Consider the following 18387-nt stretch of genomic DNA (forward strand, 5'->3'; position numbering starts at 1 on the left):
TACTGCCGGCCTCGGCCTGCAGTCCTTCACCCACCTCACCCTGCCCCAGCAAATGGGCGTCGCTGCAGGACGCGCCGGACAGGAATTCGGCCAGATCCTCCAGCAGCAGACCCCGCAACAGCCAACCGTTCTGCTCAACGCAGGAGATCCTGTCGGCGTGCTTTTCGATGAGCCTGTCTATGCGCCCTGATCGCACTCACAAACGGCTCTGGCATCCTCAAACCTGCCAGAAGGAGGGTCATCGCCATGCGAGGTAGCGCAATGCGCCAGGACAATGTCACACACGTCACGCCCATGCTTCGTGTCCCGTCACGCCCCGGACCGGAACAACCGGAGCATGCCCGTCCCGCCCCCGACACGCCGGTCGCGGCGGAAACCCCGGCTCCTGCGCAGAGTGACGAACCTGTCATCTCCCACGGACGGGTTCCTGACCCACCCCCCAGCCAACGCGGGCACCGGGTCACCGGGCTCAGCCGCCTTCTGGCGGGTGGAACCGCCATCGCACTGGCCGGTGGCGCGCTTACAATGGGAATTGCCGTCTACGGGCCGCGCCTCGGTATCATGGTGCCTTTCCTTATGGACAAGCCCAAAGCAGCGCCACAGACCGCAGCACCAAAGGCAGCACCGCCTCCACAGGCGAATGCCCTGACGCCTCCAGCACTTGGACAGAAGACCGATCCAGGCCCATCGCCTGCCGCTCCCCCTTTCGAGGCGGCAGGCAGCGACGAAAGCGATCCCTTCGGCGGCAGCGGCATCGCCGTGCAAAGCGGACAGGTCTCCACTCCGCCTGCCCCTGCACAGACGCCCGTCCAGCTGCCGGCAACGCCCCCCATGCCACAAAGCACTGCCCCGGTGACTGTCCAGCCCGCACCGGCGGCATCACCTGCTGTCCAAACAGCACAGCCACCGGTTCCGTCAGCCTCTGTCGCCACGTCCACGCCGGACTCTGCCCCCTCACCGGATGCAAAACTTGAACTCGAACTGGCGGGGAAACTCCACGAGCTCGACGTGCATGTCTCTGCCCTGGACCAGCGTCTGTCCGCCGTGCAGGACACTCTGGGCGAGCGGATCAACATGGGCCTGGGGAAGGTAAGCGGACGTCTCGACGAACTCGAACACCGCGAAGACCAGACGGATCAGGCCCTCAAAGCCACCCCGAAGCCCACGCGAAAAGGCAATGCGCCTCCTGCGGGATCAGGAACGGCTTCCGGCACAAAACCGGCACCAACCCAGAAAGCCCAGCCGCCTGCACCGTCCCGCCCGGTCTATCATGTTCAGGCTGGCGCCCCCGGTATCGCCATCCTGCAGGATAGCTCTGGCAATCCCATCCGGGTCGAAAACGGCGAGACCATCCCGGGGTGGGGACTTATCAGCGCCATTACCCAGACCGGAAGCGGATGGGTGGTTCACACCGAACACGGCTCTATCCGGTAGGCCCTGCCCATGGAAGGACTGTTCGACTTTGCCCAGGATATCGGCTCCGCCCTCGGGTGGCTGCTTCCCGCGCTCTGCTACATCGGCGGCTCGTGGCTCCTCGCAACGGGAGCCCTGGGCATCGTCCAGCGCTCACGCCAGCCTCTGGGCTTCCTGACACAGCCTTTTGTCCCTGAGCTCATGATTGCGGTCGGAGCCACCTTCCTGTCCTTCCCGGAATTCCTCAACGCCGGAAACCGCACACTCGGTTTCGACGCCAATGCCGGTCTCGGCGCGCCCGCCAAGGTCTCCTTTTCAACAGACGCACTCGCCAACGCTGCAAAGGGCGGTCCGCTGCAGGCACTGACGGCCATCCTCACCGTCTGGCACAGCTACTTTGCCGCCTACGGCGCCCTGATCGTCTATTTCGGCCTCGTCCGGCAGGTGGGACGCGCCAAAGGCACCAACAACTCATCTCCCGGTCTGAACATGGTCATGATCGTCGCAGGCTTCATGGTCATGAACGCCGATGTCATCGGCCCGGGCCTCATCCGGGAGCTCAAGCTCACCTCATGACGTCCGCTCGCCCGTTTCCTCCCGCCCCTTTCCTGACAGGAGCCCTCATGTCCGCTTTCTCCTCTCCAAGACGTCCCTTTCCCCAGGTCCGGCCTGCAGCAGTGCTCGCCACCCTCGCCATGACCCCGCTTCTGGTCTCCCAGGCCCATGCGCAGGCGATCGATACCATCATGCAGCAGTCGACTGGCCACGCCCTGGGCGCATGGGCCTATTTCCTCAACGCCTTCTGCTGGATCGTCGGCAGCATCATGCTGATCATGTGCGGGATGGGCTGGTATCAGCATCAACGTAATCCCAATGCCGGCAGCCGTCCCGGTCTGATGGTCGCGGCCGGCGTGCTCGGCGGCGTCCTTCTGGCTTTCCCCTTCCTCGCCAAGACCGCCAGCTTCACCCTCTTCAATCAGGGACCGACCGTTACCGGCGAACAGCAGCAGATGAAGTTCGACAAGTGATGGACCCGGTGCAGATGGCCATGATGGACGGCACCGACCTGCGGGTCGGACCTCTTGCACAGACAGCGCCTGCGCGCTGTGACTGCTGTGGTCATCTGCCTCCCGCAGGGACCGTTGCGGGACTCTCTTTGTGTACGACCTGTCTGCCGGCCTTTGCTCTGGACGAGTATGATATCGATTGCGTCACCAGGCTGATCTGGTGCCCGCTGTTCGATCAGGGCGCGTTAAGCCGGCTGGTCACCGCCCTGCAGGCCGTCAGCGCAAAACATGAAACCACCCTCTGGTCACAAGAGCTCTCCGGTGAGCCTCTTGCCGCAAAACGGGTCTTCGACACTCTCAAAAAACAGTGTGAGCCGGCTGTCCGTCTTCTCGGAACCGATCGTCCGTCACGCCTGCGCGCCGCCGCCCGCGCCCTCCCTCGCAGACCGGATCACGCCCTTTCAGGGATCCGCTGCCTTACCGTTGGCTCCTGGTTCGCCAAGTCTCCCGCCCGTCCCATCTCCGGCACGTGGGAGATACAGACCGTATGAACCTGTTTCGCCGACCATCCTCGCAGGCGAGCGCTCCCGGTGAGACCCCCTCCCTTCCGCTGGCCCGCAGACGCGGCGCCCTCGGCGAAACGATCCTCAAAGGGATCGCCTCAGCCTCGCTTCTGCTCAAGCGGGACATCACCTCCTTCTGCGATCTCGCCACCTGCGACCGCAACGGGATCGTGACCTTCGGAGGAGATTACCTCACGATCGTGCGTCTGCGTGGCATGCGGCGCATCTCCAGTGGTCCCGAGATCAAAGCGTCCGCCGCCCGGCTCCGGCTCGCACTCAGCAGCCTCTTCGCCGCGCCCGGTCACGCGCTGCAGTTCTCTTACGCGGCCGACCCCGAAGGCGTGCAGACCACAATCGCCCGCAATCTGGAGGAACGCCGCACTATCGCCGCCGCCCTCAACGCCGAATTCGAGGATATCTTCTCCGAACGCCAGCGCGTCCTGCCCGCTTATATGCGACAGGAACGGATATGGCTGGCCCTGTGGACGCGGACCGGGCGCCTGTCCAGCCAGGAAGACCGCCAGGCCAAAGCCGCCAGAAAACGCGAGCTCGGCGCCCTTCCCCCAATTGGAGACGCCCAGAACCCCCTGTTGGGCAGTCTCGAACTCGGCACCATCCACTCTACCTTCGTTCAGGGGGTGCTCCAGGCTTTCGCCCATGAGGCGGTCCAGGCGGAAATGCTCTCTCCCGAGGACGGGTTGCGCGCCATCCGCGAGGAACTCTACCCGGAAACAATCGGCGGCGAGTGGACGCCCTCCACCCCGTTACGCACTCCGCCGGACCGCGTTCCCGACGACGATCCGCCCCGTGACGTCGCCGATCTGCTCTGGCCGCCCCTGCGCGAACAGCTTTTCCGGGACGACGCCTTCACACCCGATTTCTCCACCGTCCGGCTGGGCACCATGGACTGGACGCCGCTGGAACTGACCCGCTGTCCGGAAGTCCCCCATGCCGGCGCACCCCTGACACCCATCCCAAGTTTCACGGAACTCGCGTGCAGACTGGCCGGTCGCAGAATGCCCTGGCGCGCGACCGCCCTGATCGAAGGCACACGACCGGGCTACATGGCCTGGAAGGACATGATCGCCACCTTCCTGAAATTCGGCACGAACCTCCCGATCAACGCCGCTTTCGCGGAACTCAAGGGTCTGCGCGCGCGGCAGGAAGACACGGTCGTCAAGCTGCGCATGGCCTTCGCCACATCCGCTCCGGCCGGGGAGACGGAAACGCTGCGTGTACGGGCCTCCCGGCTGGAACAGGCCGTGCAAGCCTGGGGCGGCGCCTCCGCCAGCCGCGTGTGCGGCGATCCTCTTGCCGGGGTCATGTCCTCCGTGCCCGGACTGGCCGTCGCGTCCACCGCCCCGCCCTCTGCCGGACCACTCGCCCAGATCCTCGCCATGATGCCCTGGGCACGTCCCGGCACACCCTGGCGTGACGGCGCCATGCTGTTCCGCGCCGCGGACGGAACCCTCGTGCCCTATGACCCGTCCGGGTCCGGACGCGAAGCGGTGCTTGATCTCTTTATCGCTCCGTCCCGGCGCGGGAAGTCAATGCTCGCCAACGCCCTGTTGCTCAACACCGTCCTCAGCCCTGCGGCCATGACCGCCCAGGGGCCCCGGATACCGCTGATTGGCAAGCTCGATGTCGGGGATTCCTCATCCGGCTTTGTTGACATGGTCCTCGCGGGCCTGCGTGCGGAAGACCAGCACCTGGCCCTGCATGTCCCCTTCCAGCTGATCGAAGAACACGCGGTCAACATCTTCGACACCGAAACATGCTGCCGGATGCCGCTGGACTACCACGTTACATTCCTGCGCAACTTCCTCGGTCTGGTCTGCAAGCCGCTCGAGGGTCCCGCCTTTGAATCGATGAACCAGCTGATCGATGCGATCATCCCGGCCGCATTTGAATATTTCTCTGATCATGGTCCGTCCGTCCAGCCCAAGGTCTGGCGTCCGGGGATTGATCCGCACGGCGTGGACGCGGCCCTCACCCGGCACCGCCTCGCGCCCGAACGCGACACGCCCTGGTGGCAGATCGCCGATCTGTTCGCCGAAGCCGGCGACATGCGCATGGCCCATCGCGCCACCCGCTTCGCCGTACCCACAATCGGCGACCTGATCCGTGTCGTGCGCGAACCACGGATCCGCATCGCCTTCGAAAAGGTGACGCCAACGTCAGGAAACGAGAGCACGCTCGACATCTTCCGACGCTACATCACCCATTTTGTCGACAAATATCCCACGCTCAACCGCCCGACACAACTTGATCTGGGGGACGCACGGATCACCGTGCTCGATATCAGCCGCGTCGCCCCCGAGGGGCTCGGTGAGTCCCAGCGCCAGACCGAGCTGATGTATCTGCTGGGCTTTCATGTCATCGCCCGGAATTTCTTTCTCGACCCTGACGAAGCCCGGAATGTTCCCGCTCACGTCCGGACCTGGCACCGCCGCCGCTTCGAGGAATTCCGCGAAAGCTTTAAACGGATCGAGTGCGACGAGTTTCAGCGCACCGCAGGCGCGCCACACATCCAGCGTCAGTTCGAGGAGGCCGCGCGGCGTGCGGCCAAACTCAATGTCCGGCTCGGCCTCGCAAGCCAGAAACTGGATGATTTCGGCGAATATCTTATTTCCCACTCGACCGGACGCTTCATTCTGGGCGCTCCCGATGAAAAGGAAGCGAAGGCCATCTGTGACCGCTTCCAGCTCAGCCCGGCCGCCCGCGCCATTGTCGAGACCGGGCTCAACGGCCCACGCCCTGACGGCGGTGGCGCACCGCTGATCTGGCAGACCCGGGTCCATCATGAGGTTTATGAACTGTTTGTCCTCAATCTGATGGGACCGATCGAACTCTGGGCCCTGTCGACCAGCCCGAAAGACACGGCCCTGCGCCGGCGCCTGTACGATGCCCTGGGCACGGCCGAAGCCCGGAGGCGTCTGGCGACAGTCTTTCCCCGCGGCACCGCCGAAGACGAGATTGAGCGACGGGAAACGGCCCGCGTGAAAAGCGGTCAGGACGCCAGTGTGGCTCTGGGCGGGGTCATCGAGGAACTGGCCCGTGAACTGCGTGATGGCACCGGCCTGGGCACCGTCATCCGTCAGAGAGACGACGAGGCCGGACTCACAAATGCTCCGGGCATGATGGACGCATGAAAATGCTTCGCCTCATGCTTCCGATCGTCAGCACCGCAGGTCTCGCGGGATGCGCCCATGAGGCGTCAACCGCACCCGTGCCGGTCGCAGTGCCTGGAATGCCCTCTCCCGAGTTGGCCCTTCAGAAGAGCCTCGACCGGATCAGTGGCTTTCTGGGTAGCCTCAATGAGCGGATCCCGACCCCCGCCCGCCAGAGCGTCGCCCTCGCCACGACCCCTGACCGGGCGATGCAACGCACGCCGGCACCATCCGCACGCCCTGAAACAACGCCCGACACACCAGAGGGGGCAGCGACTTCCGGTTCGCTGCATGAGACCATCCCGCCCCATGCTCATGAAGCGACACCGCTCTACGGAAAGGGTGTCGTCTGGTTCGGTTTCGGGGACGGCTACGCACGGATCCGCTGCACACCCGGACAGGTCTGCATCGTCAGGTTGCAAAAGGGCGAGACCATGGAGGCGGATGCCCTCGCCGCCGAAGTCGGGAGTGGCTGGCGCGCTGATCTTGTGCGCGGCACACGGGGTATCCACGCAGGATGGGCGGTCGTCCTGACACCATCCCCCAGCGCCCGGTCCTCGGTTTTACGCTTCACAACAAACCGGCGCTCCTATGTTCTGGCCCTGGAACCGTCCGCGCCAGCCATGCGGATCGTGGCCTTCACGTACAGTCCGAACGATCCGGCCACTCAACCCGACCCCCAGACAGAGCCAGCCGCAAACACACCAGTCGTGGCGCAGACGTCCCCGGACTTCTCCTACACGATTTCCGGCCCCGAAGCGCCCTTCAGACCCATGCGCGTCTATCGCGACGGGGGGCACACCTACATCCAGTTCCCGCCAGGCGGCATCAATTCCGCCCCCCGTCTCGTCGTCCTCGCACCCGCAATGACCGGCACCCAGCCCTACCGGGTCATCGGTGATTCCTACGTCGTCGACCGTCCTGTCGATGACGCCATGCTCATCGGCGCCGGCGCGCACGCTCCCGTTATCCGCATGACCCACGGAGGAAAGGCCTGATGCGCCGCCCCGCAACCGTCTTCGGTGTCGCCATGATCAGTCTGCTGGCAGGCTGCGCTCAACCCGCCCCCGAAAACACGTCCCATATCACCGGTGCCCAGTTCCGCGACACATCCGCGCTCACTGTCTTCATCGCCGACATCCTCGCCAGCAGTCTCACGCCGGCAGACACCACCCTGCGCCTGGCGCCCTTCAGCGGCCCGGACCCCGCACATGCCCAGATCCTGCTCACCGACACCCTGCGTGAGCGGGGGTTTGCCCTTTCTCCGGACGGAATGCCCTATCCGGGCGCCCATACCGTCCGCTATGCCGTCTCGCCCGTCGGACTGAACCTGCTCCTCGAACTCGACGTCGACGATGCCTCCGCCACCTGCCTCTATGGCCATGAGGCGGACGGCGCGCTCAGACGGGCAGGAAGCTGCACCTTACGTGCGGGGGCAGGACTGGCGCTCCGTATTCCCGCCCGGGACGTTCTGGCTCCGGGAACAGCGCCATCAATATCCACGCCCGCCACCGTACAGGCAGCTCCTCTTTCCGCCCCCACCTCAGCCACTTCCGCGCCCGTGCCATTGCAGCCGACACCACCACGGTCCCCTGTGCCCACAGCGCCGATCCAGCCCCCGGCAGAGGTCTGGACACTGGTCGAAGGACAGCCCATCCGCGAGCAGATGATCGCCTGGGCCGATCGCGCAGGATGGAAAATCCAGTGGCCGCATGCCCTGAACTGGAACGTGCCAGCCCTGACCAGTTTCACCGGCGATTTCCATACGGTCATGACCACCGTCATCCGCACGATCGCCGATGAGGGCAAATCCATACGAGCCGAATTCCATCCCTCCAACCGCTACCTCGTCGTGACGTCACCCGGAGGAGAAGACCGATGAAAGCGTCCTGCACCCTGCTTCCGGTCGCCGCCCTCGCCCTGCTGAGCGGATGTCACGATTTCCACGAGGCAAAACAGGCCGAGGACACAGCTCTTGCCGTTTCACGGGACAGACACGTGCCCGACGCCCCGGTCGTCTCCGATAGTGACAGACCCTGGCTGGTAGGCGACACGATCCATGACGTCGACCCGGTCCCTGATGTCCTGCGCGTGGCGTCCGCGCTGACCATCGCCCGCCCCGTCTCCCTGCGTGACGCCGCCATCCAGGCCAGCCGCCAGACCGGCATTCCCGTGCGGATTGCTCCGGATGCCGATCAGGACGACGACACTCCGGCGGCACCCATTGCCAGCACGCCCATCAGTTTCAACGGAACCTCCCTGCCCCCACCCCCGGTCGCGGCCGCGCTCTCCGCGGCCGCGGGAACCCGGGGGCGCTCATCCGGCTCCGCTGGCGCATGGCGGGGAAACGGGAACTGGCTCGCCTACAGCGGCACCCGTGAAGGTGTGTTTCAGGCCATCGCAACACGCTTCGGTATCTGGCAGCGCTGGGTGGACGGTCATATCGAATTCTACCGTACCCAGACACGCACCTTCACCATCCCGGCGTTCCCTGGCGATACCAACGCGAACACCTCGATCATCGCCTACACCGGCGGCGGCAGCGGCTCATCCGGCGGTGGTATGGGAGGCGGCGGCATGTCGGGTGGAGGCATGGGCGGCGGTGGAATGGGAGGCGGAATGGGCGGATCGTCCGGCGGCTCTTCAGGCCAGTCGGCCGGCATGGCCTCCATCTCCAATACCAGCAAGACCAACCGGTGGAAAACCATCGAGAAAACGGCCCAGACCGTCTCCGGCGGCGCACAGGTCGTTGCCGATGAAGGACTGGGAACCCTCTCCGTTACCGGCACTCCCGATCAGGTCGCCCGCATCGAGGAGTGGATGCACGGGCTCAATGACAGCCTCATGAAACAGGTGGCCGTGGAAGTTCACGTCTACACCGTCAAGATCACCCGCGAGAGCAATTATGGCTGGAGCCCGCAACTCGCCTTCAGATCCCACGGCGGCCTGATCGGCCTGACGTCTACCCCGGCTTCCGTTCCCGCAGTCCAGTCCGGCGACACCCCTTTCTCCTTCGGCGCCTCCATTCTGGACACGGGCAAGGGCACCGGCGGTCTGTTCTCCGGCTCGAAAGTCGTGTTCCAGGCCCTCTCCGAACTGGGCAACGTGACCGAACAGTATGACCGCTCGGTCGTCACGACCAATGGCGTCACCGCCCCGTTCCAGAACGGCATCAACACCACCTATCTGGCCAGCACCGTCTCCACCCTCGCCACCAACGCGGGAACAGCCAATTCCCTCTCCCCCGGCGTGGTGATGTCCGGCTTTATGGGCTCCGTCACCCCCAAGGTCGTCGATCACCGCATCCTGCTGCACACGAACTTCCTGCTTCAGACCCTTCTGTCGATCCAGAACATCACCTCGAACGGGTCCAGCATCCAGGCCCCGAAGACGTCGAGCACATCTCTGGATGACACGGTCGCCCTCCCCAGCGGCTCCACACTGGTGCTGAGCGGCTATGTCGACGACGCCACCTCCCGCAACCGCACCGGCGTCGGTTCCGCCCTGAACTGGCTGCTCGGCGGCGGAGGCGACGCCCAGCTGACCAAGACTCATGTTGTCGTCACCGTGGAGGCCCGCACCCTATGAGCCACCGCATACCAGCACTTCTCGCCAGCCTGGCTCTCGCATCGCCGGCCTATGGCCAGACCGCCATTCCCGAATGCGCGAAGCATCTCTTCGAACCTGCCCCCGGTCAGGTTCTGACCATGGCCCAGATCGACGCCAACAACGCCTGCCTCACCGTCATGCAGCAGGCCAAGCAGGTCTCCGATCTCGGGACCGCCATGCAGGAAAACGAGCGTCGTCTGAAAGAAACGGACAAGGCTCAGAGCCTTCCCGCTGGCGGCACGCACTCCGCTTTCGACGCGGCGCCACCGGCTCCCGCGCCCGAGAGGCACGCCGAAGGCGGCCCCGCGCAACCCACGGCGGGACCGCCCACCTTTGACACGATCTGGGTTGACGCCCGCACGGCTGGCGCGATCCTGCGCTTTGCCGATGGCAGCAGTCAGGAAGTCGCACGCGGCTCCATCCTGCCCGATGGCAGCGTGGTCGCCGCCATCACCGCCCATCAGGTCGTTCTGCGCCGCCCGGACCACGCCCTGCTCGTGCTGCGCGGCTCCTCCGACGCCCCTACCCCGACACGGATCATCGCGGTGCCGGGCGCCTCCAGTCTCGTGCCGCCCCCGACGCGCGGGCCGTAAGGAGGGGCTATGGCGTTCTTCATACGCGGCGATAGGCGGATCTGGTGCGGCGATCTGTGGTGGCGCGCCTATGAGCGACGCCCGTCGGTGCTGACCCTGCGGCGCGAAGCGCTCTCCCTTGGAGCGCATTATACAGTCCGTTCCTCTGCCCTGCCCGGCCTCATCGGCTTTCTCGCGGCCGAGAAGCTCGATCCTCGCGAACCCTTCCACAGCCTGATGGTGGCGGTCGCAGAGAAATACGGGCCGCGCTATTATGGCGAATACGAAGTCGGGATCGACCAGATCTGGGTCATCGCCACCGACGACGAGGGACGACCGCTGCCCGGCTCGGACGGTGTTTACAGCGAAGAAGCTGTCGAGGCCGTGCGTACGGGTTTCGAGGGCTTTGTCTTCGAGCGGCGCGACCTTCTCTCCCTTGAACAGTTCGAGGCCCTGCAGGCGGACCTGCCAGACGCTCCCCTTGTGGTCCGCTCTATCTCGCTTCGTCCCTATTATCTCGCGGGAGCCCTGGCCCTGGCCTTGCTGCTGCTCGCAGGCGAGGGGCTCCATCTTTATCGCCTTCATCAGGCCGAAGTGGCGAGGCAGCTGGCGCGCGAAGCGCTCCTTCGGTCGCAGCAGAGACTTGCGCGGGCCCAAGCCCCACGTGAGATCCCACCCGGCGAATGGGTGGACGCCTGCATCGCTGCCGTCCCTGAAGCCACCTTTGTTCATGGCTGGGTCATGGCCCAGCTTGTCTGCCACGACGATACGCTGCTGGTCACCTGGACCCGCCGGGGAGGCGTCCTGAGCGATGCGCCTTCAGGGGATATCGTCCGCAATGGCGAAGCGGTCGAAAGTCCTATTCCCCTGCGCTACGCGCCCAGCCGGAGCATGCCAGCCGATCCGGCGTTCGGAGAACGTGCCCTGTTCGGCATTCTTCAGACCGCCGGCGTCGCCAGCCAGATCAACCGGGCAACCATCACCCTCATGGTCGGTAACCGGAAAGTGCCAACACTCAACACCCATGCAGTCTTCATCTGGCCCGGCACACCTCATGATCTCCCATGGGACCGGTTCAGCGGCCTGCGGGTCATCGAAATGAAACGCACCGTTCTCGCCGATCAGGCCAGTCCGGGAGGCTGGCAGTTCCGCGTGGCCTTCTCCCATCCCCTGCTCCCCACCCCGAAACAGGAGCGTCACTCATGAAATTCCCGTTCCTCTCCCGCGGTGGCAGGACCGCGAACACAGCTGAAACGGCGATCCATGTTCCCGCCGAGCTGAGAGGGCAGATCCATATCGACGAAATCAACCAGACCGTCTTTATCAATGAAGCGCTCAAACGGCGGGCGCACGTTCTTGCCTGGCTGGCTGAACTGCGCCGACACCCCGGCCTGGCGACACTGCGCGTTGAGTGGGAACTGATCGGCACCCTGACCGAGCGCATCCAGCAGGCCCATCACGACAACGCCATTGTCTCGCGCGATGATGCCCAGGATGCGGAAGTCCGGGACGAAGCACTGGCGCTCCTGCGCGAAGGCGCTGAAAACGGCGTCTCCGACGTCCATATCCACCGCAAGGAAAGACACACCGAAATCCTCTTCCGGATCAACGGCACGCTCGTGGTGGCTCACGAACTGACCAATGATCATGCAGACCGGCTGCTGCGCGCCATGTATACCCTCGCCAGTTCGCGCGACAGCGCCTACAGCGAAATGGAATTCCAGGATGCAGCCGTCGCCGGCGACGTCCTCAAGGGCACGGGGCTGGCGAACGTCCGTATCGTCAAGGGTCCCTGCCTGCCCGTTGCCGAGGGCGGAAAATTTATGGTTATGCGCCTCCAGTATGCCAAATCCGGCGGCGGACGGCGGGGGGCGCGCACCGCCACGGAATTCCGCACCCCCCGCCGTCCCGAGGGACACCTCAAGCTGCTCGAATACGGCTTCTCCCAGGCGCAGATCGACCGCATCCTCAATATCTCCATCGCGCCGTCAGGCGTTCTGATCTGTACCGGCCCGACCGGATCCGGCAAGACCACCCTTCTGTATGAAGGGGCGCAGCACAAAGCCCGCACCCAGCCCGGTCGCCGTCTGGTCACCATCGAGCAGCCGGCGGAATATCCCATGCCCTGGGCCATCCAGCTCGATATTTCCAACGCTCTGTCCGCAGCGGCGGCGGGGCGCGAATTCAAGGGACGTCTGCGCAGCGCCCTGCGTATGGATCCCGACGACATCATGGTCGGCGAAATCCGCGATATGGAGGTCGCACTCACCACGTTCGATGCCGCCCAGACCGGGCATTTCGTGATGACCACACTGCACGTCGACGATCCCTTCGATTATCCCCTGCGCCTGCAGAACATGGATTTCGAGCGTCTGAGCTTCCGGACCACCTGCAACGCCTCGATCGTGCGCGGCATTGTCGCCCAGCGTCTGCTGCCCGTCCTGTGTCCACACTGCGCGGTACCGTGGTCACCCGATGACGACCGCATGCCTCGCCAGACCTGTCAGGCCGTTCTCACCTGGGGAGACGACCCCACCAGGATCCGCCGGACCGGTCCGGGATGCGAGCACTGCCTGGGCACCGGAATCGCGGGCCGGACCGCTGTCGCAGAAGTAGTCGAGACCGACGAACAGCTCATGAGCGATTTCGTGCAGTACGGCGTGTCCATCGCCCGCCACCGCTTCCGCGCCCGCAAGGGCGTCGATCCGTCCATGGTTGAGACGGCAATGACCCGTGCCTTCGCCGGAATCGTCGATCCCTACGAGGTCACCGCCAAGGTCGACAGGATCCGCACCAGAACCGCCGTAATGGAAGAGCGCTACGCAGGCGCCACGGTCGGCGCATGAGCCTGAAGATCGTCTACACCTCGGCGGCCGAGCCGCGCCCCGGCGTTACGGCCGACTTCACCGAATGGCTCGATATTCACATGTCGTTCCGCTGGGAAACCCGGGCCCGCCTCTACCGGATGATCTCCGTCCGCATGCGGCAGAAATCCTCGGTCGACCGCATCCTGCGCATGTATGCCCGCCAGTTGCGCAGACGGCGCCGCACGTCGGTGCCACGCATCCTCGAACGCGTCCTGTCCCGCATGACCGACAAGGGCCTGCCCTTCGCCGAGGCCCTGCGACCCTATGTGCCCGAAGACGAATATATGATGATCCTCTCCGGCGAGAAGGCGGGTGATATCGCATCCGCCATGGATCTGATGTGCGACATCAAGACACGCACCGGCCGGATCATGCGCGCGGCCCGCAGCGCCGCCCTGCAGCCCCTCATGTATATCGCCGTCATCTTCATCTATCTCTACGCCATGGCCAAAATGGTCATCCCCACGCTGCTGCATGGCGTCGGGGGCAAGACCACGCAAAGCACCTCCCAGGAGGTTCTGGTCTTTGCCGCAAGCCTCGCCACCGGCGCCAACGCCGTTCTCATCCTCAGCGCGCTGCTTCTCGTCATAACAGCCATCTGGCTCAGTCTGACAAAGCTCACCGGCCCTCTGCGCGTCATACTCGAGCGGTTCCCGCCCTGGTCCATCTACCGCAACATCCACGGATATATCTGGATATCTTCCTTCATCGCCCTCGTGCGCGCCGGCATGACCGACACGGACGCCCTCGCCCATCAGATGCACGGCGCCTCACCCTGGCTGGGCGAACGCCTCGCCGCCATCCTCGCGCGCCTCGGCCCGAAAGGCATGTCCCTGCCCGAGGCCATGGAAGACAGCGGCTTCGCCTTTCCGTCTCCCGAGGTCATCGACGATATCGAGGCAAGCTGGGGCGGCACGGGCGCCTATGAGCGTCTGCTCGATTCAAGCCGCATGTGGGCCGACGAGATCGAATACGCGACCCTCGCCCAGGCCGCCGCGATCAAGAGCATCGCCACCACCATCATGATGCTCCTCGCCGGCGCGATCATCGTCGCCTCCAACAATATCGGCTCCGATATGGGCGGATCCCTCCCGTCATGAGCGCGCCAGGAAAAAGAGAACTCTCCCGTGCGCGCACTCACAAACGCCACGCCGATACTGGGCTCAGGTTCATAGCAGGAGGTTAACCATGGATCAGATCATCTCTCTCCTCGTCAAGGCGGGCGCGGTCCTGCTCGCCGTCGTCGCCGTCCTTGCCGGCGCCTATGAAGTCTTCGCCAAGAACAACGGATCCACCGCCGCCGGCGAACAGAGCCAGATCGCAACCAACATCCAGTCATATTACAACGGCGGCATGATGGCCCGGAACTATTCGAGCATCTCGAACAGCTCCGTCATCAAGGCCGCTCTCATACCCAAATCGATGCTCAACGGCGATGGAACCACCATCAACGGGCCGTGGGGCGGTTCGGGTGTGATCGTCAGCACATGGAACAACGGCTTCCAGGTGGCCTGGACCGGTGTTGACAATGATTCCTGCGCGACCTTCGCCCGCAGCCAGGCGCCTCAGAAGGTCAACATCAACGATGACGATATCCCGATGTCCGACCCTGACGCCGCGACCAGGATCGCCAATGCCTGCAACGCCACCAACGCCGCCGGCACCGCGTCCGTCACCTTCGAATACGCCGGCTGAGCCCATACCGTGCCGTATATCATTCTCGCCATGGCCCTTCTCCTGATCACCGCAGGCTCGATCTCGAGCCTGCGCGTCATCCAGGGGCAGAACACGCCTGCTACGCTCGACACCGGCACACGCGCCACGCGCGCGTGGCTGTCCTACAAAAGCGCGCTTCTGGCCTATCTCGAGAAAAACCCCGGCGCGGACGGCTCCCTCTCTCTCTACCAGATCGGTCTGGCGACAGATGCCGGCCTTCTTGCCGCGGCCGGCAACCAGATCCAGCGCGGCCCGAATGCCGTCACGCTCGAAGCCTGGATGCCATTGACATCGGACGAAATCAGCGATGCCATCCGGCTGAGTAACGGCGACAAAAGCATCGGCACCTCAACCGGCGATCGCTGGACAACCCCGGCTTTTGGAGACATGGGCACCCTTCCGGTCTCCGCGCCTGCCGGCGATGTAGTCTCCGTCGTCACCCTCTCGGGGAGTGGTTATCCATGAGCTCACTCATCGGTGTCATGGTCGCAACCCTCGTCGCTCTCATGATCCTGCCCCGGTATTTCGGGATGGTCGAAAACGGCACAACCCAGGCAATCCGCGCCACGACGGCCGGCCAGTTCCAGGCTCTCCTCAAGGGGGCACAGAAATATATCGACAAACACGCCACCGAACTCACCGGCTCCGTGCCCGTCGGCGGCACATCCGCCATCGATATCGCAACACTGGTGGCCGAAAACGATCTGCCGCCCGGCTTCGGCACTGGAAATCCCTATCGCCAGACGTGGCAGGTCTATGTCCACCAGCCCGTAACCGGCACGCTCGACGCCCTGGTTGAAAGCACCGGTGGCGACACTCTTTCGGGCCGCGATTCAGTCGCTATTGCCTCTCTCACCGGGGCTCAGGGCGGCTTCGTCCCCGAGGACGGCATGTTCGGCTCCATGAGTTCCGGGAATGCCTACGGCGCCAGCGGATCCTGGCAGCTCCCACTCGGCAACCTCCCCAACCCCGGCGTGGGGCACCTCGTCGGCCTCCTCGCTTCCGCCAAAATGACAACCGATACGACCGATTATCTCTACCGTGACGCGGTACCCAACCATCCCGAACTCAACACGATGCGCACCGCCCTCAGCATGGGCGGGAATGACATCACCAACGCCAACAACGTCAATGCCACCCGCGGCATCTTCAATGGAGGTAATCCCAATGGGGGTTACGGAGGCGTCAAGGTCGGATCCGCTTACCTCTACGGCGACGACAGGAACGCGGCCATCCGTGCGCCCGACCGGATCTTCATGCAGCATTATGACGGCTCCCCCGCCGATCTCTCTGCGCAGCAGGGATTCTTTGGCGGCAACATCGGCACGCGTGGATACGATCCGGTCAACGGCCTTCCGAACGGCTGGTGGGGGGGTGTCCATAGTTTCGACGGCTATTTCGAAGGCACGCTGGCCGCCGGATCAGGGGGCGCGCTCGCCTCCTACATGAACAGCCGCGGCTACGCCCGGATCGGTGACCATCTGGATATCCAGAATTATGCCTGGGTCGCGACCCCGGGCTGCGCCTACAATGTCGGCACAGCCTGCCTCTTTGGGGACAACACAAACGCAGCAGTCCGAACGCCTGGCACCGTGTACATGCAGCACGGTGATGGCAGCAAGGCGGATTTCAATGCCGGCAACGCTGACTTTACCACGGTCAATCCCGGAACCGCCAACGGCACCGCCTGGCCCGGAAACGGCTGTTCGCCAACCGGAGCAATCGCCGCGAAGGCGGACGGCTCAGGGCAGCTCCTGTCGTGCATGGCCGGCGTCTGGCGCATCCCACCCGCCCAGGTCTCCGGCTACGTGCCGACAACGACAAACGGCTGGACGAATTACAATATCGTGAACAACATTACAGGGACATATTCATGTCCAGCCGGAACCGCCGATATCGGGGTCGAGACGATCTGGTACGGTGGTGGTGGATACAGTCAGCTCCATCTGTGCAGTGCCCAATGAGCGCGCTTCTGCCACCGCGCTCACCGCGCGATCACCATCCCGGCGCCAAGCCCGGCACTTATGACCTCACACCCGGCTGGCTTATGGCCCTGCGCACAAAACTGCGTCGCCTGCAACACCGCCGATCGGCCAAGATGCCGGACTACGAAACCCGCACAATCAACGGCCAGGCGGTGCGCCATGTCGTCTCACTCGGCACCCATTGCATGGCCTCGCTGATCCTCAGAAATGCAGGTCTCAAACGCTACTCCCTGCCCTTCGACTGGATCCACGCCACCCCCGGCATGGTCCGCCATGTCCTTGAAACCGATTTCAGCGATTTTCTGCCCCCGGAAGGACAGGAACGACACGCCACATTCCACGACAGGTTCGGCTTGCGCCATATCTTCGTGCATCGCGACATCGCTTCCGCACAGGGGCGGGCCTATTACGGACGCTGCATCACCCGCTTCCGCAAGCTCATGAGCGCCCGCGACGGCAAGCTGTTCGTGATGATCTCCCGTCCCGCCAATCCGATCGCATGGCACTTCCCCGACCTGGTCGATCTGCTCGGCCGCCTGACCCCCAACGCCGAACTTCTCGCCATCCAGCTCCAGCCCCCTCGTGACGGCCACAGCATGAGCATCGAACTCGCCAACGAACGCCATGGCTCGCGCCTCTATGATTTCCGGCCTGCTTCCGATGAAAGCGCCCTTGGCTACTTCCCGGATGTCGTCGATGAACTGATGATCCTGCGCCTGATCTATCAGTACCATCTCGATCTGGCAGAGACGCCATGACAGCTCTACCCCCCTGCACCTCCCTCGCGGCTCAGGCCTATCATGTGCCAACCAGCGTGATCGAGCGGGTCGCTCAGGCTACATCCGGCCAAGGTATCGGCGTTATGCGGATTGATCCGGGCTGGTTGCCCCTTCTGGAACGGGTTGGCTTCGATCCAGACGCCGTCAGGACCGACACCTGCATGAATATCGCAGCCGGAACGTGGATCCTTGCCTGGGCTGGAGCAGGACGGACAGACAGACCGTCCCGGTCGTCCCCGAACCACTCTGTTCCCCCGCCATCCACGCCTCTCTCGCATGATCTTTCGGCGTGTGTCACCGAAGCGGCCAGACGATACCGGCTCCCGGAGCTGCTCTATCGCGCCATCCTCCTGACCGAAAGCGGCGCAGTCGGTCGCACAAGCCCAAATCCCAATGGCAGCTACGATATCGGCCCGGCCCAGATCAATTCTTCCCATCTTCCGGAACTGGCAAAAGCCGGGATCAGCCGCGAGCGCCTGCTCAATGACGGCTGCCTCAATATCCATGTGGGCGCCTGGATCCTGGCCCGCGAACTCGACGGACATACCCCGAATGAACCAGCCGAGTTCTGGCGCCGCGTCGGCAACTACAATTCCCGCACGCCCCGTTACAATCAGGCCTATCAGCGTAAGGTCTGGCGGAACGCCCAGATCGCCATCCGCGGGCATCTGCAGGCGCCTTCATGAATCCCGGGGGAAAGAATTCC

Annotated in this window: 17 protein-coding genes and 1 pseudogene; all 18 read left to right on the plus strand. The window is 64.3% G+C overall.

All coding sequences use genetic code 11. The annotated features are described in order from the left end of the window. Nucleotides 1–190 (plus strand): annotated as a pseudogene (locus tag GJA01_RS12235) (DotG/IcmE/VirB10 family protein); the annotation flags it as partial. A 56-nt stretch (nt 191–246) separates the two neighbouring features. Continuing rightward, a complete protein-coding gene (locus GJA01_RS12240; protein ID WP_145993789.1) occupies nt 247–1434 on the plus strand; it encodes a hypothetical protein in 1188 nt (395 codons plus the stop codon). A 9-nt stretch (nt 1435–1443) separates the two neighbouring features. Then, nucleotides 1444–1989: a hypothetical protein gene (locus GJA01_RS12245; protein ID WP_061487570.1), complete on the plus strand. Its 546-nt coding sequence runs from the start codon at nt 1444–1446 to the stop codon at nt 1987–1989. A gap of 47 nt (nt 1990–2036) precedes the next feature. Continuing rightward, a complete protein-coding gene (locus tag GJA01_RS12250) occupies nt 2037–2441 on the plus strand; it encodes a hypothetical protein (RefSeq protein WP_061487569.1) in 405 nt (134 codons plus the stop codon). Next, nucleotides 2438–2971 carry a hypothetical protein gene (locus tag GJA01_RS12255; protein ID WP_145993790.1) on the plus strand — a complete coding sequence of 178 codons (534 nt, stop codon included), beginning with the start codon at nt 2438–2440 and terminating at the stop codon, nt 2969–2971. The genes GJA01_RS12250 and GJA01_RS12255 overlap by 4 nt, the downstream gene beginning before the upstream one ends. After that, nucleotides 2968–6135, plus strand: coding sequence for a type IV secretion protein DotO (locus GJA01_RS12260; RefSeq protein WP_099282387.1), 3168 nt, complete (start codon nt 2968–2970; stop codon nt 6133–6135). The genes GJA01_RS12255 and GJA01_RS12260 overlap by 4 nt, the downstream gene beginning before the upstream one ends. Next, nucleotides 6132–7151 carry a TrbG/VirB9 family P-type conjugative transfer protein gene (locus GJA01_RS12265; RefSeq protein ID WP_062503019.1) on the plus strand — a complete coding sequence of 340 codons (1020 nt, stop codon included), beginning with the start codon at nt 6132–6134 and terminating at the stop codon, nt 7149–7151. Before GJA01_RS12260 ends, GJA01_RS12265 begins: the two co-directional genes overlap by 4 nt. Further along, nucleotides 7151–8035, plus strand: a complete 885-nt coding sequence (locus GJA01_RS12270; RefSeq protein WP_062503017.1) for a toxin co-regulated pilus biosynthesis Q family protein — start codon at nt 7151–7153, stop codon at nt 8033–8035. Before GJA01_RS12265 ends, GJA01_RS12270 begins: the two co-directional genes overlap by 1 nt. Further along, a complete protein-coding gene (locus GJA01_RS12275) occupies nt 8032–9741 on the plus strand; it encodes a pilus assembly protein PilN (RefSeq protein ID WP_062503015.1) in 1710 nt (569 codons plus the stop codon). The genes GJA01_RS12270 and GJA01_RS12275 overlap by 4 nt, the downstream gene beginning before the upstream one ends. After that, nucleotides 9738–10355: a type IV pilus biogenesis protein PilP gene (gene pilP / locus GJA01_RS12280; protein WP_062503012.1), complete on the plus strand. Its 618-nt coding sequence runs from the start codon at nt 9738–9740 to the stop codon at nt 10353–10355. The genes GJA01_RS12275 and pilP overlap by 4 nt, the downstream gene beginning before the upstream one ends. 9 nt (nt 10356–10364) lie before the next feature. Further along, the gene (gene pilO2, locus GJA01_RS12285; protein WP_062503010.1) at nt 10365–11540 is read left to right on the plus strand and encodes a type 4b pilus protein PilO2; all 1176 of its coding nucleotides are present in this window, start codon (nt 10365–10367) and stop codon (nt 11538–11540) included. Then, nucleotides 11537–13180, plus strand: a complete 1644-nt coding sequence (locus GJA01_RS12290; RefSeq protein ID WP_062503008.1) for a GspE/PulE family protein — start codon at nt 11537–11539, stop codon at nt 13178–13180. The genes pilO2 and GJA01_RS12290 overlap by 4 nt, the downstream gene beginning before the upstream one ends. Continuing rightward, complete coding sequence (locus GJA01_RS12295) at nt 13177–14301, plus strand: type II secretion system F family protein (protein WP_062503006.1); 1125 nt, start codon at nt 13177–13179, stop codon at nt 14299–14301. Before GJA01_RS12290 ends, GJA01_RS12295 begins: the two co-directional genes overlap by 4 nt. Before the next feature lie 88 nt (nt 14302–14389). After that, nucleotides 14390–14896, plus strand: coding sequence for a type 4 pilus major pilin (locus tag GJA01_RS12300; RefSeq protein WP_062503004.1), 507 nt, complete (start codon nt 14390–14392; stop codon nt 14894–14896). Nucleotides 14897–14905: 9 nt separating this feature from the next. Then, on the plus strand, nt 14906–15382 hold the full coding sequence (gene pilM, locus GJA01_RS12305) for a type IV pilus biogenesis protein PilM (RefSeq protein WP_062503002.1): 477 nt from the start codon (nt 14906–14908) through the stop codon (nt 15380–15382). Then, on the plus strand, nt 15379–16881 hold the full coding sequence (gene pilV / locus GJA01_RS12310) for a shufflon system plasmid conjugative transfer pilus tip adhesin PilV (RefSeq protein WP_062503000.1): 1503 nt from the start codon (nt 15379–15381) through the stop codon (nt 16879–16881). Before pilM ends, pilV begins: the two co-directional genes overlap by 4 nt. Then, nucleotides 16866–17660: a DUF1796 family putative cysteine peptidase gene (locus GJA01_RS12315; protein WP_253783182.1), complete on the plus strand. Its 795-nt coding sequence runs from the start codon at nt 16866–16868 to the stop codon at nt 17658–17660. Before pilV ends, GJA01_RS12315 begins: the two co-directional genes overlap by 16 nt. Next, nucleotides 17657–18367 carry a transglycosylase SLT domain-containing protein gene (locus GJA01_RS12320; protein WP_062502998.1) on the plus strand — a complete coding sequence of 237 codons (711 nt, stop codon included), beginning with the start codon at nt 17657–17659 and terminating at the stop codon, nt 18365–18367. Before GJA01_RS12315 ends, GJA01_RS12320 begins: the two co-directional genes overlap by 4 nt. The last annotated feature ends 20 nt before the right edge of the window (nt 18368–18387 follow it).

The sequence above is a fragment of the Gluconobacter japonicus genome (assembly GCF_002723975.1).
Classification (GTDB): Bacteria; Pseudomonadota; Alphaproteobacteria; order Acetobacterales; family Acetobacteraceae; genus Gluconobacter; species Gluconobacter japonicus.